Here is a 24933-nt window from a genome sequence, read left to right on the forward strand (position 1 = left end):
GCCCAGCGGGACCGCCGGGACCCGTGGGCCCCGTCCTGCGCATCGTTCTGATCTTCGCTCACACCGGGGATTCGTCGCCGGACGCCCGACGGATTGCTCCATCACCCGAATGGATGAGAGCGGATCACGGCCAATCCACGGCGCGACCTGTGACGAATCACCTCCGACAGGCGTCCGCCGCTCCTCCGGAATCCGAAGGAGGGGTGAACGGGGCGGGTGCCGGAGGGAGCGGTATGACAGGGATGCGGCGACGGACAGCCGTGGTGGGGAGCGGGGTGGCGGGGCTGACCGCCGCCCACGTCCTGCGGACGGCCCACGACGTGACGCTGTTCGAGGCGGACGACCGGGTGGGCGGCCACGCGCACACCCACGAGCTCCCCGCGTCGGACGGCCGCGTCCACCACGTGGACTCCGGGTTCATCGTGCACAACCGGCGCACCTACCCGCACCTGCTGCGGCTCTTCGCGGAACTCGGCGTCGCCACACAGGAGTCGGAGATGAGCATGTCCGTGCGGTGCGAGGGCTGCGCACTGCAGTACGCGGGCGCCCGCGGTCCGGCAGGCCTCCTCGCCCGGCCGCGGGCCGCCCGCGATCCGGCCTATCTGCGGATGCTGGCGGCGGTGCCCCGCTTCCACTGGTCCGCCCGGCGCCTCCTGGCGGACGGCGGACCCGACGCGGACACCATGACGCTCGGCGAGTTCGCCGCCCGCGGCCGCTTCTCCCCGTACTTCACCGCCCACTTCCTGACCCCCCTCGTCTCCGCCGTCTGGTCCTGCGACCCGGTGACCGCGATGCGCTGCCCCGCCCGCTACCTCTTCCGCTTCCTCGACCACCACGGGCTGCTCTCGGTCGGCGACTCCCCGGTGTGGCGGACCGTCACCGGCGGATCGGGCGCCTACGTCGAACGGGTCGTCAAACAGCTCGGCGCCGTCCGCACCGCGACCCCGGTCCGTGCCGTGCGCCGCCACCCCGACGGCGTGGAGATCACCACCGCGGACGACACCACCGAGCAGTTCGACTCCGTCGTCATCGCCACCCACCCCGAACAGGCGCTCCGGCTGCTCGCCGACCCCACGGACGAGGAACGCGACACCCTCGGCGCGTTCCGCTACTCCCGCAACCCCACGCTCCTGCACACCGACACCCGGCTGCTGCCGCGGGCCCGCGGCGCCCGCGCCTCCTGGAACTACCTGATGCCGTCCTGCACCGCGAGCCCCGAGCACGTCACCGTGAGCTACGACATGAACCGGCTCCAGCGGCTCGACGCCCCCGAGACCTTCGTCGTCACGCTGAACGGCGCCGACCGCGTCGCCCCCGGCCTGGTCCGCGCCCGCATGCTGTACGAACACCCCGTCCACACCCCGGAGTCGGTGGCCGCACAGGCCCGGCTGCCCGCGCTGTCCGGCCCGCTCACCGCCTACGCGGGGGCGTACCACGGCTGGGGCTTCCACGAGGACGGCTGCCGCTCGGGGGCGGACGCGGCCAGAGCCCTGGGGGTGCACTGGTGAACGCCCTCTACCCCTGCACCATCGCCCATGTACGGTCCGCGCCCGTCACGTACGCCTTCCGGCACCGCACCTACCTGTGGCTGATCGACCCGGACGGGCCGCCGCCGCTCCCCGCCGCCCTGCGCCTCCTGGCCGGCTTCGACGCGCGCGACCACTTCGGCGGCACGGCCCCGACCATCCGGGCCGGTCTGAGCCGGTTCCTGGCCGCGAACGGAGTCGACCTCGCCGACGGAACCGTGCGGATGCTCACCCAGGCCCGGGTGTTCGGCCACGTCTTCAACCCGCTGACCGTCTACTGGTGCCGCCGCGCCGACGGCACCCCCCTCTGCACGGTCGCCGAGGTGCACAACACCTACGGCGAACGCCACTGCTACCTGCTGCGCCCGGACGCCGCCGGCCGGGCCTCCACCGGCAAGGAGTTCTATGTGTCGCCGTTCTTCGGCGTCGACGGCGCCTACCGGATGCGACTGCCCGAGCCCGGCCCCCGGCTCGAACTGGCGGTGCACCTGGAACGGGCCGGCATGCGGCCCTTCACCGCCACCGTGCGCGGCGTGCGACGCCCGGCGACCCCGCGCGTACTGCTCCGGCTCGCGCTGCGCCACCCCTGGTCCACAGCGGTCGTCTCGGTCGCCATCCGGCTGCACGGAATCCGCCTCCTGCTGCGCGGACTGCCCGTGCGGTCCCGTCCCCGCCACACCACTCAGGAAGGAATGCGGTGAGCGTGTCCACGTCCCACTCCCCGTCCCCCGCCGCCCCGTACCCCGTCACCCCGCCCCCGGCGCACGCCCCGGCCACCGACCCCGAGCGCTGGCCGGACGTCGCGCGGCCGCCCCGCGCGTCCCGGCTGCGGACCGCCGTCGCCGAACGGCTCGTCCGCCACGCACTGGCCGGGCTCCCGCTCCGCGCCCGCCTCGCCGGACAGCAGGACATCGGACTCGGCGGCCCCCTGATGGACATCCGCGACCCCGCCCTCCTCTTCCGCAGGATCGGGCTGAACGGCCTGATCGGCTTCGGCGAGTCGTACATGGCGGGCGAGTGGGACTCACCCGACCCGGTGGGCGTGCTGACGGTCCTCGCGGACCACGTCGCCGGCCTGATCCCGCAGCCCCTCCAGTGGCTGCGCGGACTCTGGGCGGGACGCCGGCCCGCGGAGCAACTGGGCACACCCGAAGGCGCCCGGGACAACATCAGCCACCACTACGACCTGTCCAACGAACTCTTCGCGCTCTTCCTCGACGAGACCCTCAGCTACTCGTCCGCCGTCTTCCGCAGCTTCCCCGCGGAAGCCGAGGCGCTGCCCGCCGCCCAGCACCGCAAGATCGACCGGCTGCTCGACCTGGCCGGTGTCGGTCCCGGCACCGAACTCCTCGAAATCGGCACCGGCTGGGGAGAGCTGGCGATCCGGGCCGCCGCCCGCGGGGCCCGCGTCGTCTCCGTCACGCTCTCCGCCGAACAGCGGGACCTGGCCCGTCGCAGGATCGGCGAGGCCGGGTACGAGGACCGGGTCGACGTCCGGCTCTGCGACTACCGCAGCGTCGACGGGCAGTACGACGCGGTGGTCAGCGTCGAGATGATCGAGGCGGTCGGCGCCGAGTACTGGCCGGTCTACTTCCGCACCCTGGAGGAGCGGCTCGCCCCCGGCGGCCGCATCGCCCTCCAGGCCATCACGATGCCCGACGACCGGATGCGCGCCTCCCGCACCACCTACACCTGGATCCACAAGTACATCTTCCCCGGCGGACTCCTGCCCTCCGTCGAGGCCATGGCGGAGGTCACGGCCGGGCACACCGGCCTGCGCATCGACCGCTGCGACGACTTCGGCACGCACTACGCCGAGACACTGCGGCTGTGGCGGGAACGGTTCGAGGAGCGGACCGCGGAAGTCGACGCACTCGGCTTCGACGCCACCTTCCGCCGCATGTGGACCTTCTATCTGGCTTACTCCGAGGCGGGATTCCGCTCCGGCTACCTCCATGTGCGGCAACTGCTGCTGACCCGTCAGGAATCCGCGTGATGACACCTACCGGCAAGCAGGCCACGACCGGCGCGGCCCAGCGACTGGAACCCCTCGTCGAGCAACTGCTCGGCGGCGCGCTCCCGGTCCGGGTCCGGATGTGGGACGGCAGCGAGACCGGCGCCGCCGACGGCCCCCTGGTCCACGTCAGGTCCCGGCGGGCGCTGCGCCGGCTGCTCTGGGCGCCGGGCGAACTCGGCCTCGCCGAGGCATACATCACCGGTGACGTCGATGTCGAGGGAGACCTGGCCCAAGGGCTGCGGGCGATGCGGCACGCCGTACGCGAGCGCGGGCCGCGCCCGCCGCGGCCCGGCATCGGCGACCGGCTGAGGGCCGCGCGCACCGCACTGCGCCTGGGCGCGGTGGGCCCCCGGCCGCCGGTCCCCGCCGCCCGTGCGGGACTCCACGGCGTCCTGCACAGCAAGTCCCGCGACCGGGCCGCCATCAGCCACCACTACGACCTCTCCAATGCCTTCTACGCCCTGCTCCTCGACGAGACGATGGCCTACTCCTGCGGCTACTGGACCAGCGACGCCCCCGGTTACGGCCCCGCCGACGCCCAGCGCGACAAGCTCGAACTGATCTGCCGCAAGCTGGACCTGCGCCCCGGGGCGCGCCTGCTCGACATCGGCTGCGGCTGGGGATCGCTGACCCTGTACGCCGCACAGCGGCACGGGGTCCGCGTCACCGCCGTCACCCTCGCCCGGGAACAGGCCGCCCACGTCCGCGCGCGGGTCGCCGAACGGAACCTGGACGACCTGGTCGAGGTCCGCTGCTGCGACTACCGGGACATCGGCCGGGCACCGGGGCACGAGGGCGGTTACGACGCGGTGTCCACCGTCGAGATGGGCGAGCATGTCGGGGACGCGGAGTACCCCGCCTTCACCGCGACGCTGCACGCCATGGTCCGGCCGCGCGGGCGGGTGCTGGTCCAGCAGATGTCCCGGGGCCGCGAAGCCCCGGGCGGCGGCGCGTTCATCGAGTCGTACATCGCGCCCGACATGCACATGCGCCCGCTCGGCGAGACGGTCGCCCTGCTGGAGGGCGCCGGCCTCGAAGTGCGCGACGTCGAGGGGCTGCGCGAGCACTACGTACGGACCGTCGACGCGTGGCGGCGCACCCTGGAGCTGAACCAGCGGGAGTTCGCGGACCTGGTCGGGGAGGAGACCGTACGGGTGTGGCGGCTCTACCTGGCCGGCGGCGCCCTCGCCTTCGAGGAACGGCGGATGGGCGTGGACCAGATCCTCTCCGTACGGCCGGAGGCGACCGGTGCGGCCGGGATGCCCGCCACCCGGCGCGGCTGGTACGAGGACCAGTCGGCGCAACCCGCTGCCCGCGACGGCGCGACGGCCGGGGCCACCGGATGAACGGCTCCGGCTGGGCGGCGTTCGCACAGGGCCTCGCGCCCAGTGCGGGCGCCGCCCTCGCTGTCATGCTCGGCACGTTCGCCGTCGCTCTGCGCAAGGGCGTGCACCGGGTCGTGGACGTCGCGTGGGGCCTGGCGTTCACGGCCGTGGCGCTCGTCTCCTGGGCCATGTCCGCCGGCGGCGGGGGAGACGGCACCCGACGGCTTCTGGTCACCGTGCTCACCGCGGTGTGGGGGCTGCGCCTGGCCTGGCACATCGCCCGCCGGGGCAGGGGCCACGGCGAGGACCCGCGCTACGAGGCGATGGTGGCCAGGGCGCCGGGCAGCCCCGCGCTGTACGCCCTGCGGAAGGTGTACCTGCTCCAGGGGGCCCTGGTCTGGCTGATCTCGCTGCCGGTGCAGGCGGCCGGGTACGTCACGGGGCCGCCCGGGGCCTGGGCCTGGGCCGGTGCCGCGCTCTGGGCGGCCGGACTCGGCTTCGAGGCGGTGGGGGACCACCAGTTGGCCCGGTTCAAGGCGGATCCGGCCAACCGCGGGCGGATCATGGACCGGGGCCTGTGGTCCTGGACCCGGCATCCGAACTATTTCGGCGACTTCTGCGTGTGGTGGGGCCTGTTCCTGATCGTCTGTGCCGCGCCGGCGGCTGCCGCGGCCACGGTCGTGGCGCCCGCGCTGATGAGCTTCCTGCTCATCGGCGGCAGCGGAAAGGCCCTGCTGGAACGGCATATGGCCGAACGCCCCGGCTTCGCCGCGTACACCGCCAGGACCAGCGGATTCTTCCCCCGGCCGCCCCGCCGGGGCTGAGCACGCACGCTCGCCGCGTTGCCGGGGCGTCCTGGTGGCTCCCGCTACCGGGACGCCCCGGCGCCTCGCGGCCACCGCCTCATGCCGAGGGCAGCTTCATCAGCGCCAGGGGAGCGGAGGTCGGCTGCTCGGACCCGCCCGCCGGCTCGACCGTGACGCCCATGCCCGTGGCGCCGTCCACCGGCCCGTCGAGCAGGGTCGCGTAGGTCGTCGACGAGGGGCCGGTCGCCCGCATCAGGCCCGCGGACCGCATCGTGCCGCCGTCGTCGAACCACAGCTGGTAGACCTTGCCGCCGGGCGCCTGCGCCAGCCCCGAGGCGAGGAACACGGCCCGGTCCTGGCTCCTGGAGACCACCACGGTGCCCTTCGCGCCGTCGCTCAGGGTGGCCGAACCGGACCGGGCGTCGGGCGCCGAGATGACCTCGGCCACCTGCGCGCTGCGCTGCTCGGCGGCGCGGGCGTCGGACCGGGCGTCCCGCGCCTCCTGGTTCTGCCGGACGGCGATGCCGCCGAAGCCGGCCGCCGCGGCCAGGCACGCGGCCAGCGCGAACTTCGACCACCGCCCGGCCCGGCCTGTGCCGTCCCGGCCGGCGCCTCCGCCGGAGCGGGCCCGCCGGCCGGTGGACGGCGACTCCTGGCGTACGGTCGCGATCTCCCGCAGCACCCGCTCGCGCAGCTCCCGCGAGGGCGTGGCCGACACGGCGAGGCCGAGCCGGGTCGCCGTCTCCGACAGCTCCCGCACCTCCACGGAGCAGGCCTCGCAGTCGCCCAGGTGGCGTTCGAACTCCCGGCGTTCGGTCTCCGGCAGCGCGTGCAGGGCGTAGGCGCCGGTCAGTGTGTGAAGTCCGGCGTCGCTCATGCGCTCACCCCGAGGCAGTCGCGCAGCCGGATCAGTCCGTCGCGCAGTCGAGTCTTGATCGTTCCGAGCGGCACCGCCAGCAGTTCTCCCACCTCGCGGTAGGTCAGTCCGCGGTAGTACGCCAGCGTGACGGACTCCCTTTGCAGTTCCGAGAGGGTCCGCATGCAGCGGCGGACCTGCTCCCGTTCCAGCCGGCTCTCCACCTGTTCGGTGACGTCGTCGAAGGCGGGGGTGCGGTCGAGCAGCGCGGCCTTGTGCTCACGGGCCGTCGTCGCCTCCACCGAACGCACCCGGTCCACGGCCCGGTGGTGGGCCAGGGTCAGCACCCAGTTCATGGCGCTGCCGCGGGCCGCCTGGAAGCGCGGTGCGGTGCGCCAGACCTCCACCAGCACCTCCTGTGCGACCTCCTCCGACTGGGCGGGGTCGCGCAGGACGCTTCTCACGAGGCCGAGCACCGGGCCGCAGACCGCTTCGTACACCTGCGCGAAAGCGTCCTGATCACCCCGGGCGACCATTCCCAGGAGCTCCTGGAGGTCGGGTCCGGCCGAGGCCAGTCCGCTGATGTGCACGGCTTCTTTCACGCGGGCTTCCTCCCGGGACGGTCATCGGTCTCCAGGGGTGGTTCGGAGCCGGTGGCGGTGCGGATTGGTCGGTGGGGGAAATCCTTCCACGCCTCCCGGATTTCGCGATACATCGCGGTTGACGTGTTCCGGAAACTCGCGATATGTTCGGTCACGAGTATTCGACGACGAGGAAGGGCGGCGGGGAAGGTGGCCAAGCGGCGCAAGCTCAGCAATCCTCTGGCGCTCACGGTGATGGTGCTGCTCGCCGAGCGGTCCATGCACCCGTACGAGATCGCCCAGACCCTGCGCCGCCGGGGCAAGCAGCACAGCGTCAAGATCAACTTCGGTTCGCTCTACACCGTGGTCCAGAACCTGGAGAAGCACGGCTACGTGGAGGTCACGGGCGTACAGCGACAGGGCAACCGCCCCGAGCGCACGCTCTACGGCATCACGGAGACCGGGCGGGCCGAGATGCTGGACTGGCTCTCCGACATGATCGCGGTTCCGGCCGCCGAGTTCCCCGCCTTCGACACGGCCCTGTCGCTCCTTCCCGTCCTGCCGCCGGACGAGGTGGCCGAGCTCCTGGCGGACCGGGAGCAGGCGCTGGCCGTGCAGGCGGCGGCGCTCCGGGGGGTGCTCGGCCAGCTGGGCGGCGCGCTTCCCCGGGTCTTCGTCGTGGAGAGCGAGTACCAGGTCCACATGATCGAGGCACAGCTGGCATGGATCAGGGGATTCCGCGAGGAGCTCCGTGACGCCACCATCAGCGGCATCGAGGAGTGGAAGTCCTTCCACGAGACCGGCGAGGTCCCGCAGGACTGGCAGGACCTCGACGAGCAGGAGATCGTCCTCGACCCCGAACGCGGGAAGTGACGGGGAGAGGGAGAACGGAAAAGACCCCGGCCGGTGCTGTTGGAGCAGCGCCCGCCGGGGTCTCGAACCCCGGACCGGACATGCCGTGAAGGCGGGCCAGGCGATCGAGGTGCGGCACACCCAGGATAGCCCGGCACTCCTCACGCGGAACGGACCGGCGTACCGGGCACCCGGAGACCCGGGTGCCCCGCCGACCACAGGAGAGCTCTGTCATGAGCACCCGTGCGCCCGCAGTAGAGGCGCGACAGCTGATCAAGACCTACCCGGGTGACGTCACCGCGCTGAACGGCATGGACCTCACCGTCTCGCCCGGCACCGTCTTCGGGCTCCTCGGGCCCAACGGCGCGGGAAAGTCCACCACCGTCAAGATCCTCACCACGCTCGCCCGCCCCGACTCCGGCACCGCGTCGGTCGCCGGGCACGACGTCCTGCGCCACCCGGACCGGGTCCGAGGGGCCATCGGCGTGGTCGCCCAGAAGTCCGGCGCCGACCCGGTCGCCACCGGCCGCGAGAACCTGCTGCTCCAGGGCCGGCTGTACGGGATGCGGGGCGCCGCCATCCAGCACCGCGCCGACGAGCTGCTGGACCGCTTCGGCCTCGCGGACGCCGCGAAGCGCCAGGTCAATGGGTACTCCGGCGGTATGCGGCGCCGCCTCGACGTGGCGCTCGGTCTGGTCCACCGCCCCGAGGTGCTCTTCCTCGACGAGCCGACGACCGGTCTCGACCCCGAGGCCCGCACCGCGATGTGGGAGGAGATCTCCCGGCTGGCCGGTGAGGAGGGCCTGACCATCGTGCTCACCACGCACTACCTGGAGGAGGCCGACCGGCTCGCCGAACGCATCGCGATCGTCGACCGCGGCCGCATCGTCGTCGAGGGCACCCCCGACGAGCTGAAGGGCGAACTGCGCGGCGACGCGGTCCATCTGGAGCTGCGCGCCGAGGCGGACCGCAGCGCCGTCAACTCCCTGCTCGCCGGACTGCCCGGCGTGTACGAGGTGCTGGTCGAGGGCCGCCGGGTCAGCGTCCGCGCCGAGGACGGAGCCGCGGCCGTGCCGGTGCTGCTGGGCGCCCTGGAGCGGGCCGGTTCGGCCGTCGCCGCCGCCACCGTCGCCCGTCCCTCCCTCGACGACGTCTATCTGCGCTACGCCGGCCGCCGCTTCTTTGACGCGGAGTCCACGGGTTCGCGGGGCGTCCACGTACCGGCCGCCGCGGGAGGCACCCGATGAGCGGTCAGGCTCTGGCCCAGACGTGGTACATGACCCAGCGCCAGCTGATGGCGATCCTCCGGCAGCCGGTCTTCCTGGTGATCTCGCTGATCCAGCCGGTGATCTGGCTGTTCCTGTTCGGCAACCTCTTCAAGAAGATCGTCGAGCTGGGCGGCTTCGGCACCACGTCCTATCTGGACTACCTGATCCCCGGCATCGTCGTGATGAGCGCGCTGGGATCGAGCATGTGGGCCGGAATGGGCACCCTGGAGGAGATCGAGCGCGGCACGCTCAACCGCTTCCTGACGACACCGGTCAGCCGCAACGCCCTGATGAACGCCAACGTCGTGCAGAACGGCATCAGCACGGCCGCGCAGTCCCTGGTCATCGTCCTGCTCGGCTGGGCCGCGGGCGCCACCTACCCCGGCGGGGCGGGCGGACTGCTGATCCTCGTCGTCGCCTCGATCCTGCTCGGCACGGTCTTCGGCGCGTTCTCCAACGCCCTGGGCATGCTGGTGCGCCGGCGGGAGTCGATCATCGGCATCAACACCTTCCTGCTGCTGCCGCTGACCTTCCTGTCCTCGTCCTTCATGGCCCCGAGCCAGATGCCGTCGTGGATGCGCCACATCGCCGACTTCAACCCGGTCAACTGGGCGATGGTGGCCGGCCGTTCGGCGCTGACCGCAGAGCCGGACCGGTGGCTGGTGCTCAGCCGCGGGGGAGCGCTGCTGGTGCTCGCCGCGGTCGCCGTGTGGCTGTCGACCCGGACCTTCCGCTCGTACCAGAAGTCGGTCTGACCGGCCGGCGCGCGGCGCACATGGCGGTGCCCCGGTCCAAGGACCGGGGCACCGCCGAGCCGGACTCCGCGTACGTGTCCTACGCGGCGCTCTCCTGCTCGCGCTCCACCTGTTCGTTCCACTCGCGCTTGACCGAGCGCCAGGCGTCGTCGTTCTGGCCCAGGCGCCAGTAACCCGAGATCGACAGCTGGGGCAGCGGGATGCCGCGGTCCAGCCGCAGATGGCGCCGGATGTCCTTGACGAAGCCGGCCTCGCCGTGGACGAACGCCTGCACCTGCCCCGCCGGGAACTCCAGTCCCTTCACGGCGGCGGTGAGCGCCTCACCGACCGGGCGGTCGCCCCGGTGCAGCCAGTTCACCTCGACGCCGTCCGGCGTCGCGATCTTCTGCTCCTCCGTGGCGTCCGTGACCTCGATGAAGGCGTGCACCACCGCGTTCGCGGGCATCTGCTCCATCGCCGCGGCGATGGCCGGCAGCGCGCTCTCGTCGCCCACCAGGAGATGCCAGTCGGCCGAGGCGTCCGGGCCGTAGCCGCCGCCGGGGCCCAGGAAGGTCACCGGGTCGCCGGCCGCGGCACGGGCCGCCCACGGGCCCGCGAGGCCCTCGTCGCCGTGCACCACGAAGTCGATGGCCATCTCCCGGGTGGCCGGGTCCCAGAAGCGCACCGTGTACGTACGGGTGGTGGGCCACAACTCGCGCGGGAACTCCTCGCGGATGCGGGCCATGTCGAAGGGGTGCGCGTACTCGGCGCCCTCGGGGGCGAAGCAGAGCTTGACGTAGTGATCGCTGAAACCGGAGAGCGCGAAATCCGCGAGACCGTCACCGCCGAGCACCACCCGGATCATGTGCGGAGTGAGCTGCTCGGTGCGCAGGACCTGCGCACCCTGCGCCTTGGGGGCCTGTCGCGCCGGTCGTTCTGCCACGAGGTTCTCTCCCTGTTTCGGATACCCGGACCACTGACCGAGGAATCGGCCTTAGGGTTACCTAACCTAACACCTCAGTTCCGAAGTGTGGAGAGGAGGCGCTGCAGGGCGCCGCCCAGCCCCCACTGGTCCGCAAGCGCTTCGAGCGCCGCCGGGTCGCGCGGCTCGGCGGGGAGCGCGGGGTCGAACGCGGGCAGCGGTACGTCACCGGCGACCCGGACCACCGTCGGCGCGACGGCGACGTAGTCGCGGGCCTCGTCGAGCCGTTTGCGCTGCGAGGGCGTCAGCTTCGCGGCCGGGTCGTCCACCGCCGCCATGATTGCGGCCAGATCGCCGAAGGCGTCCAGCAGCTTCGCCGCCGTCTTCTCGCCGATGCCGGGCACGCCGGGCAGCCCGTCGCTCGGGTCGCCGCGCAGCAGCGCCAGATCGACATAGCCGGAGCCGTCCACCCCGTACTTCTCGCGCAGCCAGGCCTCGTCCGTCACCTGGAGCGAGCCGACGCCCTTCAGCGGGTAGAGCACCCGCACCTCGCGGGCGTCGTCCACCAGCTGGTAGAGGTCCCGGTCGCCCGTGACGATGTCCACCGGACCGGTCGCCAGGCCCGCCAGTGTGCCGATCACGTCATCCGCCTCGTACTCCGCGACGCCGACCCGGGCGATCCCCAGGGCGTCGAGCACGTCCTCGATGATCGGCACCTGCGGGGCCAGCGTGTCGGGCGTCGCTTCCTCGTCGGGCAGCCCATCGGCGGTCTCCACCGCCACCCGGTGCGCCTTGTACGAGGGGATCAGCTCGACCCGCCAGTGCGGCCGCCAGTCCGCGTCCATGCAGGCGACCAGATCGTCCGGCCGGTGGTCCTGCACCAGCCGGCCGATGAAATCGAGCAGTCCGCGCACGGCGTTGACCGGGGTCCCGTCCGGCGCGCGCACCGAGTCGGGGACTCCGAAGTAGGCGCGGTAGTAGAGGGAAGCGGTGTCGAGGAGCATCAGGCGTCGCGTCACACCCCTGATGATGCCGCACCCCGCAGACAGTGGCCGCCGAGGACGCGGTTCCCGATCCAGGGCCGCTTTTGTGTGAGCTGGGTCACTCTTGTGTTTGCCCCGCGTAAGCGGGGGCAGGCGCGGCATCGGAGCGGACCACGTCGCATTTTCAACTAGTGCACGTGCCATGCGGACCGAATCCGCGCGCTCCACGGTCTGCCGGAGGGGGTGGCAGACCGTTTTCGGTTCAACGCGTGAGGTGTATGTGTCAAGGCTGCAAGCCGAACACTTGTACAAGGTCTTCGGCAGACGACCCGATCAAGCCATGCAGAAACTCGAGAGCGGCTCCAGCCGCGATGAGCTGCGTGCCGAGGGAACGACCGCAGCGGTGATCGACGCATCGTTCACCGTTGAACCGGGACAGATCTTTGTTGTGATGGGTCTGTCCGGGTCCGGCAAGTCGACGTTGCTGCGGATGCTCAACGGGCTCCTTGAGCCCACTGCGGGGAAGGTGCTGTTCGACGACCAGGACCTGACCGCACTGACTCCCGCCGAGCTCCGCCATGTCCGGTCCACCAAGATCAGCATGGTGTTCCAGCACTTCGCGCTCTTCCCCCACCGGAGCGTGCTGGAGAACGCCGGCTACGGCCTGGAGGTGCAGGGCGTGCCGCGCGACGAGCGCAACCGCCGCGCTGCCGAGGCCCTGGAGATGACCGGCCTGGCGGGCTGGGAGAACTCCTGGCCCGACGAGCTGTCCGGCGGTATGCAGCAGCGTGTCGGTCTGGCCCGCGCACTGGCCACCGACGCCGACCTGCTCCTGATGGACGAGTCCTTCAGTGCCCTGGACCCGCTGATCCGCCGCGACATGCAGGACCAGCTCCTGGAACTGCAGAAGCGGCTGAAGAAGACCATCGTCTTCATCACCCACGACCTCAACGAGGCCATGCGCCTCGGTGACCGCATCGCCGTGATGCGCGACGGGGAGATAGTCCAGCTCGGCACCGCCGAGGACATCCTCGTCACCCCGGCCAACGACTACGTCGCCTCCTTCACCCAGGACGTGGACCGCTCCCGGGTGCTGACCGCGGGCGCGATCATGGCCGAGCCGCACACCGTCATGGGCACCAGGACGGACGACGGCAAAGAACTCCGTACCCCGCAGGACGTCCTGCGCGAGGCCCCCGCCACCGTTACCGAGGGCACCCCGATCATCGAACTCTTCACGCCCTGCTCACAGAGCGGTGTCGCGGTCGCCGTGACCGACGACAAGGGCAAGCTCGTCGGCGTCGTTCCCCGGTCCCGGCTGCTCGCCGTGCTCGGTGAGCCGATGACCCCCGCCGAGGCTCCCCAGGACGCCGCGGCCGCGCTGAAGAAGGTGGCCAGTGTTTAGGCTCCACCTCGGCGACTGGGTCGACTCCGCCGTCGACTGGCTCCAGACCCATCTGGCCTGGCTCTTCGACGCCATCAGCTCCATAGTCAGCGGGATGTTCGACGGCATAGCCGCCGTACTCTCCGCCCCCGCACCCCTGCTCTTCGCGGGCATCGTCGCCGTCATCGCCTGGTGGCTGCGCGGTCTGCTCGCCGGTGTACTCGCGTTCGTCGGCTTCGCCCTCATCGACTCGGTCGAGTTGTGGGACGAAGCGATGGACACGCTCACCCTGGTACTCGTCGCCACCATCGTGACGCTGGTGCTGGCCGTGCCGCTCGGTATCTGGGCGTCCCGGTCCAAGGCCGTCAGCGCGGTGACCCGGCCGGTCCTCGACTTCATGCAGACCATGCCCGCCATGGTCTACCTGATCCCCGGCGTCATCTTTTTCGGCGTCGGCGTCGTCCCCGGCATCATCGCCACCATCATCTTCGCGCTGCCCCCCGGCGTCCGGATGACCGAGCTCGGCATCCGCCAGGTCGACGCTGAACTCGTCGAGGCGGCAGAGGCCTTCGGCACCACCTCGCGCAACACCCTGCTGCGGGTGCAGCTGCCGCTCGCGCTGCCCACGATCATGGCGGGCATCAACCAGGTCATCATGCTGGGCCTGTCCATGGTGGTCATCGCCGGCATGGTCGGCGGCGGCGGCCTCGGCGGCTCCGTCTACCGCGCCATCGGCAACGTCGACGTCGGCCTCGGCTTCGAGGCCGGTATCTCCATCGTCATCCTGGCGATGTACCTGGACCGGATGACCAGCGCCCTGGGCCGCGAGGTCTCCCCGCTGGCCCGCCGCGCGCTCGCCAAGGCGCAGGCCGCGGCCGGCGGACTGAAGGTGTGGAACTACCGCCCGCAGCCCGTCGTCGCCGTGGCCGGCATCGTCGCCCTCGCCCTCGTGGCCGGCGGCATGGGTGTGTTCGGCTCCTCCTCGGACTCGGACGACACCGCGAGCAAGGACCCGAAGAACATCGGGGCCGGCAAGACGATCAGCATGGGCTACATCCCGTGGGACGAGGGCATCGCCTCCACGTTCCTGTGGAAGGAACTGCTGGAACAGCGCGGCTTCAAGGTCGACGTCAAGCAGTACGAGGCCGGCGCGCTGTACACCGGTATGGCCAACGGCCAGATCGACTTCGAGACGGACTCCTGGCTGCCGGTCACCCACGCCGCGTACTGGAAGAAGTACAAGGACCGCCTGGAGGACATGGGCTCCTGGTTCGGACCCACCTCCCTGGAGCTGGCCGTCCCCTCGTACGTGAAGGGCGTCGAGTCGCTCGACGACCTCAAGGGCAAGGGGTCCGACTTCAAGGGCCGGGTCGTCGGCATCGAGCCGAGCGCCGGTGAGACGGGCCTGCTCAAGGACAAGATCCTGCCGGGCTACGGCCTGGACAAGGAGTACAAGGTCGTCGACGGCTCCACGCCGTCGATGCTGGCCGAGCTGAAGCGCTCGTACGCCAAGAAGGAGCCCATCGTGGTTCCGCTCTGGTCGCCGCACTGGGCGTACAACCAGTACGAGCTGACCAAGCTCAAGGACCCCAAGAACCTCTGGGGCAAGGGCGACGGCATCCACACGCTGACCCGCAAGGGCTTCTCCGAGGAGAACCCCGAGGTCGGCAAGTGGCTGAAGAACTTCAAGATGACCGAGGACCAGCTCACCAGTCTTGAGGCGCAGATCCAGAAGAGCGGATCCGGCAAGGAACAGGTGGCCGTCCGTACCTGGCTCAAGGCCAACGCGGGATTCGCCGACAAGGCGGCCCCGGTCGCGAAGGCCGCCACCTCCAAGGGCGCCAACGGCAAGGACGAGCGCGAGCGCGCCGTCGAGATGGCCTGGTTCCCGTGGGAGGAGGACATCGCCGCCACATACCTGTGGAAGGCCGTCCTGGAGGACCGCGGTTACAAGATCAACCTCAAGCAGTTCGAGGTCGGCCCGATGTACACCGCGATGTCCCGCGGTCAGATCGACGTGCAGTTCGACGGCTGGCTGCCATACACCCAGAAGAACTACTGGGACAAGTACGGCTCGAAGCTGACGGACATCGGCTCGTGGTACGGCCCCACCTCGATCGAGGTCGCGGTGCCGGGCTACGTCAAGGACGTGAAGTCCCTGGCCGACCTCAAGGGCAAGGGTTCCCAGTTCAAGGGCCGGATCATCGGCATCGAGCCGGGCACGGCCACGATGGAGAACCTCAAGAAGAACGTGCTGCCGCAGTACGGCCTCGACAAGGAGTACAAGGTCGTCGACTCCTCGACGCCCGGCATGCTCGCCGAGCTGAAGCGCGCGTACGCCAAGAAGGAGCCCGTCGCCGTACTCCTGTGGACCCCGCACTGGGCCTACAACGAGTACAAGATGACGAAGCTCCAGGACCCCGAGAAGGCCTTCGGTGAGGGCGACCGCCTGCACACCATCGGCTCGAAGGACTTCCCGAAGAACTACCCGCAGCTCACCAAGTGGTTCAAGGACTTCAAGCTGAGCGAGGACCAGCTCGCCGGCCTGGAGAACGAGATCCAGAAGCTCGGTACGGGACACGAGGACGAAGCCGTGAAGGCCTGGATGGCGAAGAACCCGGGCATCGCGGACAAGATGGCTCCCCAGCAGTAACCCCGTCGCGGCCCCGCCAGGGGCGCGGCACAGGAAGGGGTGGGCACCGCCGGCGGCGGTGCCCACCCCTTTCGGGCTGTCCGGACGTCTCATTACCGGCCGTCCTCGCGCAACCGTGTGCGTAAGGTGCTGGCAGCCGGAAGGATGGGGAGTCGGGAGGGAGCCGGACATGGACGACAAGGAAACACTCCGGGTGGGCGCGGCGGTCCGCAGACAGCGCAGATCCCTGGGACTCACGCTGGCCGCGGTCGCGATGCGCAGTGGCCTGTCCGTACCGTTCCTCAGCCAGATCGAGAACGAGCGGGCCAGACCCAGCGCCAGGTCCCTGGACCGGGTCGCGGACGCCCTGGAGACCACCCCCGCACGCCTGCGGGCCGCCGCCGACTCGGCGCGCGCCGTCGACGTCGTGCGCGGCGGGCAGGAGGACGGGGCACGCAGGGTGGTGCGCGGACGCCATCAGCTCAGCGCCCTCGAATTCACCGGTGAGCTCGATCTGGGGCGTGAGTTCCAGCACCGCAACGACGAGGTGATGTACGTGGCGGAGGGCGCCGCCGAGGTGGAGGCCGAAGGACAGGCCTACCGGCTGGAGCGCGGGGACACGCTGTTCCTCTCGGGCGGGGTGCGCCACCGCTGGCGGGCCACGGTACCCGGCACCCGGCTGCTGTTCGTCGCGGTCGCCGAGCACATCGACGCGACGTTCGACCCGCGTCGCTGAGGAGGATTCCCGTGCGCGTCGTCTCCCTCGTCCCCTCGCTCACCGAGGCCGTCGCCGAAACCGCGCCCGGTCTCCTCGTCGGTGCCACCGACTGGTGCACCCACCCCGCCGGGCTGGGCGCCGCCCGCGTCGGGGGCACCAAGAACCCCGACGTGCCCGGAATCCTCGCCCTGCGCCCGGACCTCGTGGTCGCCAACGAGGAGGAGAACCGGGAACCCGACCTCGCCGCGCTGCGGGAGGCCGGGACCGAGGTCCTCGTCACCACCGTCCGCACCCTCGACGAGGCGTTCGCGGAACTGGACCGGCTCCTGACCGGTGCCTGCGGGCTGCCGAGGCCCCGGTGGCTGGACGAGGCCGAGGCCGCCTGGGCGGCCGTGCCGCCGCCCTCCGCCCCGCGCCGCGCGGTCGTCCCCGTCTGGCGCAAGCCCTGGATGGTCCTGGGCCGCGACACCTTCGCCGGCGACCTGCTGGCCCGGCTCGGCGTCACCAACGTCTACGCGGACCACGCCGAGCGCTACCCCCGTGTCCCGCTCGACGAACTGAACGCGGCCGGCGCCGACCTGGTCGTGCTGCCCGACGAGCCCTACCGGTTCACCGCCGACGACGGGCCCGAGGCCTTCCCGGCGCTGCCCGCCGCACTCGTCGACGGGCGGTTCCTCACGTGGTACGGGCCGTCACTGGTGCGGGCCCCTGCGGCGCTGCGAGCAGCGCTCCGCTGAGCAGCCCGCGCACCGTGCGGACACCGGCCACCGCCCAGGCCGTCACCAGCAGCACATAGAGCGCGACGGCCAGCCAGGTGAACGCCGTCAGGCCGGTGTGCCGGGCCAGTCCCGCGGCGCCCGTGACGCACGTGCCGACGGGGAAGGTGAAGCCCCACCACGTCATGCCGAACGTCATCCCGCCCCGCACCGCCCGCACCACCATGGCGCCGGCCAGCGCCAGCCACATCAGCGCGAACCCCATGACCGGCACCCCGTACAGCACGGCGAAGGCGCCGAACGCGGAGGCGTACGGGGCCCCGATCGCGCCCGGCGCCACATCGGCGAGCGTGTTGACCGCGGTCGTCGACTGGCCCAGCGGGCCGAGCACCAGGAACAGCGTGGGCGTCAGCATGAGCGGCAGCGGACCCTGGTGGACCAGCCGGGAGAAGATCAGCGGCAGCATCACCAGCGTCGCCAGCAGACTCAGCCCGAACATCGCGTAACAGGCCAGCAGCAGCGCCTCCCGCCACTGGCCGGCCGGCAGCTCCGGCACCAGCAGCGGACCGAGAGCCGCGGAGACCATGGGCGCGACCACGGGAAGCAGCCATACCGGGGACGCGGTTCCGGGCTCCGGGCGGTGGCGCACCATCATCAGGTACGGGATCGCCACCGCGACGAACAGCCCGGTCAGGGTGCCCGCGGTGAACAGCACCACATCCAGCGCGAGGGCCGCCCGGTGCCCGATCACATCCTTGCCCACCACCATCCCGGCGCCGCCGACGGCCAGCAGCGCCATCGAGAGACAGCCGTAGAACGGGGCGACACCCGGGTCCAGGAGGTGGGCGCGGGCCTGGTCGCGGTGCGAGGCCCAGTGCCCGGCGCGCGCCGTGAGCACCGCGGCGAGCATGAGTGCGGCCAGCACCCACACCACCGCGCAGACCGCCCGCAGCCCGGGGACGTGCACGGGCAGGGCGACCCCCGCGCTCGCGACGATCGAGGTGCCCATGACGGTCGCGTACCAGTTGGGGCCGAAGTACCGCAGCGCGGGGCGCCGGGCCGTGCGGGCGGGCGGGAACGCGGTGCGGGTCTGCGGAAAGATGGCCATGCCACGATTCTTGGTTCCGCGGCCGTCCCCCACCAGGGAGTCCCTCCCTATGAGGTCATAAGGTGGACTTATGACCAGTGATGTACCTGCGCTTCTGTCCCACCGGGTGCCCGATCTGGGCGCGCTGGAGCTGCTCCTCGCCGTCGCCCGGCACGGCAGTCTCGGCCGGGCCGCACGCGACGTCGGCATCTCCCAGCCCGCCGCCAGCAGCCGCGTCCGGTCGATGGAACGGCAGCTCGGCCTCGCCCTGCTCGACCGCTCGCCCCGCGGCTCCCGCCTCACCGACGCGGGCGCGCTCGTCACCGACTGGGCGCGCCGGGTCGTCGAGGCCGCCGAGGCGTTCGACGCGGGCGCCCAGGCGCTGCGTGACCGGCGCGACTCCAGGCTGCGGGTCGCCGCCTCCATGACCATCGCCGAGTACCTGCTCCCCGGCTGGCTGATCGCCCTGCGCGCCGAACGGCCGGACACCGCCGTCTCGCTGCTCGCCGGCAACTCGTCGGCCGTCGCCCGGCGGCTGCTGACCGGCGAGGCGGACCTGGGGTTCGTCGAGGGCCTGTCGGTGCCCGAGGGGCTCGACGGGACCGTCATCGCCCACGACCGCCTGGTCGTCGTCGTCGCCCCGTCCCACGCCTGGGCCCGCCGCCGCACCCCGCTGACCCCGCTGGAACTCGCCGGGACCCCGCTGATCCTGCGCGAGCACGGCTCCGGCACCCGGCAGGTCCTGGACGCCGCCCTCGCCGTCCACGGCGGACTGGCCCAGCCGCTCCTGGAACTCTCCTCGACCACGGCGGTGAAGGGGGCGGCCGAGAGCGGCGCCGGACCGTGCGTGCTGAGCGAGCTGGCCCTCGGCGAGGAGCTGTCGTCCCGGCGGCTGGTCGAGATCCCGATCGCCGGGGTCCGGCTGCGGCGCCAGTTGCGCGCGGTCTGGCCGTCGGGGCACCGCCCGACGGGCCCGGCCCGGGACCTGCTCTCCCTGACGCGGTCAGGGCGGCCCGGCGACTGAGCGCGGTGCGGCGGCCCTCACTCACGAGGCGGTGCGGCCTCACGGAGCCGTGCGGCCCTCGCGGAGCGGTGCGGCCCCCGGAGCGGTGCGCGGCTCTTCCGGAGGCGTGGGCGGCCCCGTCCCCCGTAAAACGGCTGGCCCGCGCCCCGGCCGAGCCGGAAGGATGGACGGATGACCACGACCGCACCGCCCGCCCGCGGCGTCCGCCACGCGTGGGCCGACCTGCCCGCCGCCGTACGACGCGGCGTCGAGGACATCCTCGGCTCGCCCGTCGTCGAGGCCCGCAGCCAGAGCGGCGGCTTCTCGCCGGGCGTCGCCGCACGGGTGCGGCTCGCGAACGGCGGCCGGGCCTTCGTCAAGGCGGTGAGCGCCGAGGTGAACCCCGGCAGCCCGGACCTGCACCGCGCCGAGGCCCGCCACACCGCCGCCCTCCCGCCGCACGCCCCCGTACCCCGGCTGCTCGGCTCGTACGACGACGGCACCTGCGTCGCCCTCGTCCTCCAGGACATCGAGGGCCGTCAGCCCCGCGTCCCCTGGGACCCGGCCGAACTGGACCGCGTCCTGGCCGCAGTCGGCGCACTCAGCCGCCTCCTCACCCCGGCCCCGGCCGACGCGCCGCCCGTCGCCAAGCGCGAGGCCTCGATGTTCACCGGCTGGCGGACCCTGCACGCGGCAGGGGGCGACGCCCGCCTCGATCCCTGGGCGGCACGCCGACTCGGCGCACTCGCGGAACTGGAGTCCGGCTGGGTGGAACCCGCCACGGGCGACAGCCTCGTCCACGCCGATCTGCGCGCCGACAACATCCTGCTGACCGAGGACCGGGTCGTCTTCGTCGACTGGCCGCACGCGATGCGCGCCGCACCCTGGTTCGACCTGCTGGCGATGCTGCCGTGCGTCGCGGCCCAGGGCGGCCCCGACCCGGAGACCGTCTTCGCGGCGCATCCGCTCGGCCGGGGCGCCGACCCCGCCGGAGTCACCGCCGTACTCGCCGCCCTGACCGGATACTTCGTGGCGCACTCGCTGCGCCCCGACCCGCCGGGCCTGCCCACGCTGCGGGCGTTCCAGGCGGCCCAGGGAGCGGCCGCACTGGACTGGCTACGGGGCAGGCTCGCCCACGGGCCCGCGTAGCCGCGCGGCCGCCACCAGCGCCGCCATCACCCGTACGTCGTCGCCCGACTCCGGATGCCACTGCACCCCGAGCACCCATCCGGGCCCCGGCAGCTCGACGGCCTCCACCGTGCCGTCCGCGGCGTGCGCCGACGCCACCAGACCCGCGCCGAGCCGGTCCGCGGCCTGGTGGTGGTAGGTGGGCACGTCGCAGTCGCCGGGGACCACGGAGGCGTACCGCGTCCCCGGCACCGGCGTCACCCTGTGCGTCCCGAACACCCCCGTCGCCCCGCCGGGGCCCGCGTGCCCGTCCAGATGCTGTGTCAGCGTGCCGCCCAGGACCACGTTCAGCAGCTGCATCCCCCGGCAGATCCCCAGCAACGGGGTGCCGGACTCCAGCGCGGCCCCGATCAGGGCGCTCTCCCAGGCATCGCGCTCCGGCGCGGGCGGCCCGGTCCGCGGATCGCGCCCGGCCCCGTACCGCGCCGGGTCCACATCCGGCCCGCCCGCGACCACCACCGCGTCGAGCCGCGCCACGACCGACGCCGCCAGTTCCGGTGAGTCCGGCGGAAGCAGCGCGGCCAGCCCGCCCGCCTCACGGACCAGCCGGCCGTAGCCCGCCGGCAGCAGTGCGACGGGCAGATCCCAGACGCCCCAGCGCGCCGAGGCCTCCAGATACGTACTGATCCCGATCAGCGGGCGGTTCATCGGATCTCCCTCTCGCACGGCACGCGGAACGCACCGGCACCGTATCCAAATCCCTTGCGCTCCCAATAGATTTGGATCAGCTGCCGGTAGATCCGGATCATCCGTCGGCCCGCGAGGAGAGGATCCATCCGTGTCCGACCGAACAGCCCCGCTCGCCGTCGAGGAACTGCGCCTCCTCGTCGGCACCGGTGAGATCGACACCGTGGTCCTGGCCTTCCCCGACATGCAGGGGCGGCTCCAGGGCAAACGCTTCGCCGCCGGCTTCTTCCTCGACGAGGTCGTGCCGCACGGCACCGAGGGCTGCAACTACCTCCTCGCCGTCGACACCGACATGAACACCGTCGACGGCTACGCCATGTCCTCCTGGGACCGAGGCTACGGCGACTTCGCCATGCACCCCGACCTCGCCACCCTGCGCAGGGTGCCCTGGAACGAGAGCACCGCGATGGTCACCGCCGACCTCGCGTGGAGCGACGGCTCGCCCGTCGTCGCCGCGCCCCGCCAGATCCTGCGCCGCCAGCTGGAACGCCTCGCCGGACACGGCTACACCGCCCACGCCGGCACCGAACTCGAATTCATCGTCTTCAAGGACACCTACGAACAGGCCTGGGACCGCGGCTACCGCGACCTCACCCCGGTCAACCAGTACAACGTCGACTACTCCGTCCTCGGCACCGGCCGCGTCGAACCCCTGCTGCGCCGCATCCGCAACGAGATGGCGGGCGCGGGCCTCACCGTCGAGTCGGCCAAGGGCGAGTGCAACCCCGGCCAGCACGAGATCGTGTTCCGCTACGACGAGGCCCTGGTCACCTGCGACCAGCACGCCGTCTACAAGACGGGCGCCAAGGAGATCGCCGCGCAGGAAGGCGTCTCGCTCACCTTCATGGCCAAGTTCAACGAGCGCGAGGGCAACTCCTGCCACATCCACCTCTCGCTCCGGTCCACCGGAGACCCCGGACGCAGCGTCATGGCGGACGAGGACGGAGCCATGTCCCCGGTGATGCGGCACTTCCTCGCCGGCCAGCTCGCGGCCCTGCGCGACTTCTCGCTCCTCTACGCGCCGAACATCAACTCCTACAAGCGCTTCCAGCCCGGCTCCTTCGCCCCGACCGCCGTCGCCTGGGGCGAGGACAACCGCACCTGCGCGCTCCGCGTCGTCGGCCACGGCCAGTCCCTGCGCTTCGAGAACCGCCTCCCGGGCGGTGACGTCAACCCGTACCTCGCCGTCGCCGCACTCGTCGCCGCCGGCCTCCACGGCATCGAGCACGGTCTCGAACTGCCCGAGCCCTGCGCGGGAAACGCCTACACCGCCGCGTACGACCGCGTCCCCACCTCCCTGCGCGAGGCCGCCCGGCTCTGGGAACACAGCGAGATCGCGGAGGCGGCCTTCGGGGCCGAGGCCGTCGCGCACTACGCCAACATGGCACGCGTCGAACTCGAAGCCTTCGACGCGGCGGTGACCGACTGGGAGATCAAGCGCTCCTTCGAACGTCTGTGAGGACTTCCTTGACCCGTGAGCACCACGTACTGAACCCGGCGACGGAAGAGCTCGTCGCCACGGTGCCCGCCACCACCGCGGCCGAGGTGGACGCGGCCGTCACCCGGGCGGCGGCCGCCCAGCGGACCTGGGCGGCCCTCGCACCCGCCGACCGGGCCCGGCTGCTGCGCCGGTTCGCCGCCGCCGTGGACGGCCGCACCGAGGAACTGGCCCGGCTGGAAGTGCGCGAGGCGGGCCACACCATCGGCAACGCCCGCTGGGAGGCGGGCAACGTCCGCGATCTCCTCGACTACGCCGCCGGGGGAGTGGAACGGCTGAGCGGCCGGCAGATCCCCGTACCCGGCGGCATCGACATCACCCTGCTCGAACCCCTCGGCGTCATCGGCGTGATCGCCCCCTGGAACTTCCCCATGCCGATCGCCGCCTGGGCGCTCGCCCCGGCCCTCGCGGCGGGCAACGCCGTCGTCCTCAAACCAGCCGAGACCACCCCGCTGACCGCACTGAGGCTCGCCGGACTGGCCCTGGAGGCCGGACTGCCCGAACACCTCTTCCAGGTGCTGCCGGGCGCGGGCGACGAGGCGGGCGACGCCCTGGTCGAGCACCCGGACGTCGCCAAGATCGTCTTCACCGGCTCCACCCGGGTCGGCAAGCGGATCATGGCCAAGTGTGCCGAGCGCGTGAAGCGGATCACCCTCGAACTCGGCGGCAAGAGCCCCAACATCGTCTTCGCCGACGCCGACATCGAGGCCGCCGCGGCCGCCGCCCCCATGTCCTTCCTGGACAACGCGGGCCAGGACTGCTGCGCCCGCACCCGGATCCTCGTCCAGCGATCCGCGTACGACCGCTTCCTGGGACTGCTCGCCCCGGCCGTCGCCGCCGTCGTCGTGGGCGACCCGTCCGACGAGAAGACCCAGATGGGCCCGCTCATCTCGCGCACCCAGCTGGACCGGGTACGCGGGCACGTCCCCGAGGGCGCGGCCGCGATCCGGGGCAGCGCGCCCCGGGGCCCCGGCTTCTGGTTCCCGCCGACCGTCCTCACCGACGTGCCCCCGGACGCCCCCGTCGCCACCGAGGAGGTGTTCGGGCCGGTCGCGGTCGTACTGCCCTTCGAGGACGAGGCGGACGCCGTCCGGCTCGCCAACGCGACGCGCTACGGCCTCGCGGGCTCGCTGTGGACGCGCGACGTGGGGCGCGCGCTGCGCGTCTCGCAGGCCGTCCGGGCGGGGAACCTCTCCGTCAACTCCCACTCCGCGGTCCGCTACTGGACCCCGTTCGGCGGGTACAAGCAGTCCGGCCTCGGCCGGGAACTCGGACCCGACGCCCTCACCGCCTTCACCGAAACCAAGAACGTCTTCCTCAGCACGGAGGCCTGAACCGGAATGACCACGGACAACGGGAACATCTGCCGCCGCCTCGTCGGCCGCACCGCCGTCATCACCGGCGCAGGCAGCGGCATCGGCCTCGCCACCGCCCACCGGCTCGCCTCCGAGGGCGCGCACGTGGTCTGCGGCGACATCGACGAGACCGCGGGCGCGGCGGCCGCCGAAGCGGTCGGCGGCACCTTCGTACGTGTCGACGTGACCGAGCCCGGACAGGTCGAGGCACTGTTCGCGGCGGCGCACGACACCTACGGCTCCGTCGACGTCGCCTTCAACAACGCCGGTATCTCGCCGCCCGACGACGACTCCATCCTCACCACGGACCTGGAGGCCTGGAAACGCGTCCAGGACGTCAACCTCACCTCCGTCTACCTGTGCTGCAAGGCGGCCCTGCCCTACATGCGGCGCCAGGGACGGGGCTCGATCATCAACACCGCCTCGTTCGTGGCCAGGATGGGCGCGGCGACCTCGCAGATCTCGTACACCGCCTCCAAGGGCGGGGTGCTCGCGATGTCCCGTGAACTGGGCGTCCAGTTCGCCCGCGAGGGGATCCGGGTCAACGCGCTGTGCCCCGGACCGGTCAACACCCCGCTGCTCCGGGAACTGTTCGCGAAGGACCCGGAGCGCGCGGCCCGCCGGCTGGTGCACATTCCGCTCGGCCGGTTCGCCGAGGCGACCGAGATCGCGGCCGCCGTCGCCTTCCTGGCGAGCGACGACTCCTCGTTCGTCAACGCCACCGACTTCCTCGTCGACGGCGGCATCTCCGGCGCCTACGTCACACCGCTGTAGGAGGGCCGCGGCTCTCGAACA

General features: G+C 72.1%; 23 protein-coding genes. 17 read left to right on the forward strand and 6 right to left on the reverse strand.

The window, feature by feature from the left end; translation table 11 throughout:
- The first annotated feature begins 233 nt into the window (after positions 1-233).
- The 5 genes from ACZ6S6_RS19855 to ACZ6S6_RS19875 are packed head-to-tail and all read left to right on the forward strand — an operon-like array spanning position 234 to position 5692.
- Positions 234-1508: an NAD(P)/FAD-dependent oxidoreductase gene (locus tag ACZ6S6_RS19855; protein WP_362956187.1), complete on the forward strand. Its 1275-nt coding sequence runs from the start codon at positions 234-236 to the stop codon at positions 1506-1508.
- Complete coding sequence (locus ACZ6S6_RS19860; protein WP_469706519.1) at positions 1502-2227, forward strand: DUF1365 domain-containing protein; 726 nt, start codon at positions 1502-1504, stop codon at positions 2225-2227. Before ACZ6S6_RS19855 ends, ACZ6S6_RS19860 begins: the two co-directional genes overlap by 7 nt.
- Complete coding sequence (locus ACZ6S6_RS19865) at positions 2224-3522, forward strand: class I SAM-dependent methyltransferase (protein WP_469706384.1); 1299 nt, start codon at positions 2224-2226, stop codon at positions 3520-3522. Before ACZ6S6_RS19860 ends, ACZ6S6_RS19865 begins: the two co-directional genes overlap by 4 nt.
- Complete coding sequence (locus ACZ6S6_RS19870; protein ID WP_362956506.1) at positions 3522-4889, forward strand: cyclopropane-fatty-acyl-phospholipid synthase family protein; 1368 nt, start codon at positions 3522-3524, stop codon at positions 4887-4889. The genes ACZ6S6_RS19865 and ACZ6S6_RS19870 overlap by 1 nt, the downstream gene beginning before the upstream one ends.
- Positions 4886-5692 carry a DUF1295 domain-containing protein gene (locus tag ACZ6S6_RS19875; protein WP_469706385.1) on the forward strand — a complete coding sequence of 269 codons (807 nt, stop codon included), beginning with the start codon at positions 4886-4888 and terminating at the stop codon, positions 5690-5692. Before ACZ6S6_RS19870 ends, ACZ6S6_RS19875 begins: the two co-directional genes overlap by 4 nt.
- A gap of 79 nt (positions 5693-5771) precedes the next feature.
- On the opposite strand, the gene ACZ6S6_RS19880 is transcribed toward ACZ6S6_RS19875, so the two are convergent.
- Positions 5772-6551: an anti-sigma factor gene (locus ACZ6S6_RS19880; protein WP_469706386.1), complete on the reverse strand. Its 780-nt coding sequence runs from the start codon at positions 6549-6551 to the stop codon at positions 5772-5774.
- Positions 6548-7132 (reverse strand): sigma-70 family RNA polymerase sigma factor, encoded by a 585-nt coding sequence (locus ACZ6S6_RS19885; RefSeq protein ID WP_073737408.1) that lies wholly within the window; start codon positions 7130-7132, stop codon positions 6548-6550. Before ACZ6S6_RS19885 ends, ACZ6S6_RS19880 begins: the two co-directional genes overlap by 4 nt.
- 189 nt (positions 7133-7321) lie before the next feature.
- Between ACZ6S6_RS19885 and ACZ6S6_RS19890 the strand changes: the two genes are divergently transcribed.
- From ACZ6S6_RS19890 to ACZ6S6_RS19900, 3 genes are all read left to right on the forward strand, one after another.
- Positions 7322-7984, forward strand: coding sequence for a PadR family transcriptional regulator (locus ACZ6S6_RS19890; RefSeq protein WP_362956175.1), 663 nt, complete (start codon positions 7322-7324; stop codon positions 7982-7984).
- 212 nt (positions 7985-8196) lie between these two features.
- Positions 8197-9210 (forward strand): ATP-binding cassette domain-containing protein, encoded by a 1014-nt coding sequence (locus ACZ6S6_RS19895; RefSeq protein WP_469706387.1) that lies wholly within the window; start codon positions 8197-8199, stop codon positions 9208-9210.
- Positions 9207-9986, forward strand: coding sequence for an ABC transporter permease (locus ACZ6S6_RS19900; RefSeq protein ID WP_362956169.1), 780 nt, complete (start codon positions 9207-9209; stop codon positions 9984-9986). Before ACZ6S6_RS19895 ends, ACZ6S6_RS19900 begins: the two co-directional genes overlap by 4 nt.
- A gap of 79 nt (positions 9987-10065) precedes the next feature.
- On the opposite strand, the gene ACZ6S6_RS19905 is transcribed toward ACZ6S6_RS19900, so the two are convergent.
- Positions 10066-10908, reverse strand: a complete 843-nt coding sequence (locus ACZ6S6_RS19905; RefSeq protein WP_469706388.1) for a siderophore-interacting protein — start codon at positions 10906-10908, stop codon at positions 10066-10068.
- Between the two features lie 74 nt (positions 10909-10982).
- Positions 10983-11891, reverse strand: a complete 909-nt coding sequence (locus tag ACZ6S6_RS19910; RefSeq protein WP_469706521.1) for a 5'-3' exonuclease — start codon at positions 11889-11891, stop codon at positions 10983-10985.
- Between the two features lie 319 nt (positions 11892-12210).
- On the opposite strand from ACZ6S6_RS19910, the gene ACZ6S6_RS19915 reads away from it, so the two are divergent.
- The 4 genes from ACZ6S6_RS19915 (at position 12211) to ACZ6S6_RS19930 (ending at position 17341) form a co-directional block, all read left to right on the forward strand.
- Positions 12211-13275, forward strand: coding sequence for a quaternary amine ABC transporter ATP-binding protein (locus ACZ6S6_RS19915; RefSeq protein WP_362956164.1), 1065 nt, complete (start codon positions 12211-12213; stop codon positions 13273-13275).
- Positions 13268-15907 carry an ABC transporter permease/substrate binding protein gene (locus ACZ6S6_RS19920; protein WP_469706389.1) on the forward strand — a complete coding sequence of 880 codons (2640 nt, stop codon included), beginning with the start codon at positions 13268-13270 and terminating at the stop codon, positions 15905-15907. The genes ACZ6S6_RS19915 and ACZ6S6_RS19920 overlap by 8 nt, the downstream gene beginning before the upstream one ends.
- Positions 15908-16076: 169 nt before the next feature.
- Entirely contained in the window at positions 16077-16622 is a 546-nt protein-coding gene (locus tag ACZ6S6_RS19925; RefSeq protein ID WP_362956159.1) for a helix-turn-helix domain-containing protein, read from the forward strand.
- A gap of 11 nt (positions 16623-16633) precedes the next feature.
- Positions 16634-17341 (forward strand): helical backbone metal receptor, encoded by a 708-nt coding sequence (locus ACZ6S6_RS19930; RefSeq protein WP_469706390.1) that lies wholly within the window; start codon positions 16634-16636, stop codon positions 17339-17341.
- Here the strand turns inward: ACZ6S6_RS19930 and ACZ6S6_RS19935 are convergent.
- A complete protein-coding gene (locus ACZ6S6_RS19935) occupies positions 17280-18428 on the reverse strand; it encodes a TDT family transporter (RefSeq protein WP_469706391.1) in 1149 nt (382 codons plus the stop codon). The two genes, ACZ6S6_RS19930 and ACZ6S6_RS19935, sit on opposite strands and share 62 nt — an antisense overlap.
- Positions 18429-18498: 70 nt before the next feature.
- On the opposite strand from ACZ6S6_RS19935, the gene ACZ6S6_RS19940 reads away from it, so the two are divergent.
- Together ACZ6S6_RS19940 and ACZ6S6_RS19945 are read left to right on the forward strand one after the other, a co-directional pair.
- On the forward strand, positions 18499-19431 hold the full coding sequence (locus tag ACZ6S6_RS19940; protein WP_362956149.1) for a LysR family transcriptional regulator: 933 nt from the start codon (positions 18499-18501) through the stop codon (positions 19429-19431).
- Positions 19432-19602: 171 nt separating this feature from the next.
- Entirely contained in the window at positions 19603-20559 is a 957-nt protein-coding gene (locus ACZ6S6_RS19945; protein WP_469706392.1) for an aminoglycoside phosphotransferase family protein, read from the forward strand.
- Here the strand turns inward: ACZ6S6_RS19945 and ACZ6S6_RS19950 are convergent.
- The gene (locus ACZ6S6_RS19950) at positions 20527-21246 is read right to left on the reverse strand and encodes a gamma-glutamyl-gamma-aminobutyrate hydrolase family protein (protein WP_362956143.1); all 720 of its coding nucleotides are present in this window, start codon (positions 21244-21246) and stop codon (positions 20527-20529) included. The genes ACZ6S6_RS19945 and ACZ6S6_RS19950 overlap by 33 nt on opposite strands.
- Positions 21247-21376: 130 nt before the next feature.
- Between ACZ6S6_RS19950 and ACZ6S6_RS19955 the strand changes: the two genes are divergently transcribed.
- The 3 genes from ACZ6S6_RS19955 to ACZ6S6_RS19965 are packed head-to-tail and all read left to right on the forward strand — an operon-like array spanning position 21377 to position 24912.
- Positions 21377-22744 (forward strand): glutamine synthetase family protein, encoded by a 1368-nt coding sequence (locus ACZ6S6_RS19955; RefSeq protein WP_469706393.1) that lies wholly within the window; start codon positions 21377-21379, stop codon positions 22742-22744.
- 8 nt (positions 22745-22752) lie between these two features.
- Complete coding sequence (locus tag ACZ6S6_RS19960; RefSeq protein ID WP_469706394.1) at positions 22753-24117, forward strand: aldehyde dehydrogenase family protein; 1365 nt, start codon at positions 22753-22755, stop codon at positions 24115-24117.
- Between the two features lie 6 nt (positions 24118-24123).
- Positions 24124-24912 carry a 3-oxoacyl-ACP reductase gene (locus ACZ6S6_RS19965; RefSeq protein WP_362956134.1) on the forward strand — a complete coding sequence of 263 codons (789 nt, stop codon included), beginning with the start codon at positions 24124-24126 and terminating at the stop codon, positions 24910-24912.
- Positions 24913-24933: the final 21 nt, after the last annotated feature.

It is taken from the genome of Streptomyces sp. NPDC048671, from assembly GCF_055587045.1.

What these genes read in the sequence shown, in the direction of transcription:
- ACZ6S6_RS19965 (WP_362956134.1), top strand. Translation starts at nt 24,124, where the DNA reads ATGACCACGGACAACGGGAACATCTGCCGCCGCCTCGTCGGCCGCACC.
- ACZ6S6_RS19875 (WP_469706385.1), top strand. Translation starts at nt 4,886, where the DNA reads ATGAACGGCTCCGGCTGGGCGGCGTTCGCACAGGGCCTCGCGCCCAGT.
- ACZ6S6_RS19895 (WP_469706387.1), top strand. Translation starts at nt 8,197, where the DNA reads ATGAGCACCCGTGCGCCCGCAGTAGAGGCGCGACAGCTGATCAAGACC.
- ACZ6S6_RS19910 (WP_469706521.1), bottom strand. Translation starts at nt 11,891, where the DNA reads ATGCTCCTCGACACCGCTTCCCTCTACTACCGCGCCTACTTCGGAGTC.
- ACZ6S6_RS19880 (WP_469706386.1), bottom strand. Translation starts at nt 6,551, where the DNA reads ATGAGCGACGCCGGACTTCACACACTGACCGGCGCCTACGCCCTGCAC.
- ACZ6S6_RS19950 (WP_362956143.1), bottom strand. Translation starts at nt 21,246, where the DNA reads ATGAACCGCCCGCTGATCGGGATCAGTACGTATCTGGAGGCCTCGGCG.
- ACZ6S6_RS19935 (WP_469706391.1), bottom strand. Translation starts at nt 18,428, where the DNA reads ATGGCCATCTTTCCGCAGACCCGCACCGCGTTCCCGCCCGCCCGCACG.
- ACZ6S6_RS19915 (WP_362956164.1), top strand. Translation starts at nt 12,211, where the DNA reads ATGCAGAAACTCGAGAGCGGCTCCAGCCGCGATGAGCTGCGTGCCGAG.
- ACZ6S6_RS19855 (WP_362956187.1), top strand. Translation starts at nt 234, where the DNA reads ATGACAGGGATGCGGCGACGGACAGCCGTGGTGGGGAGCGGGGTGGCG.
- ACZ6S6_RS19925 (WP_362956159.1), top strand. Translation starts at nt 16,077, where the DNA reads ATGGACGACAAGGAAACACTCCGGGTGGGCGCGGCGGTCCGCAGACAG.
- ACZ6S6_RS19900 (WP_362956169.1), top strand. Translation starts at nt 9,207, where the DNA reads ATGAGCGGTCAGGCTCTGGCCCAGACGTGGTACATGACCCAGCGCCAG.
- ACZ6S6_RS19940 (WP_362956149.1), top strand. Translation starts at nt 18,499, where the DNA reads ATGACCAGTGATGTACCTGCGCTTCTGTCCCACCGGGTGCCCGATCTG.
- ACZ6S6_RS19945 (WP_469706392.1), top strand. Translation starts at nt 19,603, where the DNA reads ATGACCACGACCGCACCGCCCGCCCGCGGCGTCCGCCACGCGTGGGCC.
- ACZ6S6_RS19870 (WP_362956506.1), top strand. Translation starts at nt 3,522, where the DNA reads ATGACACCTACCGGCAAGCAGGCCACGACCGGCGCGGCCCAGCGACTG.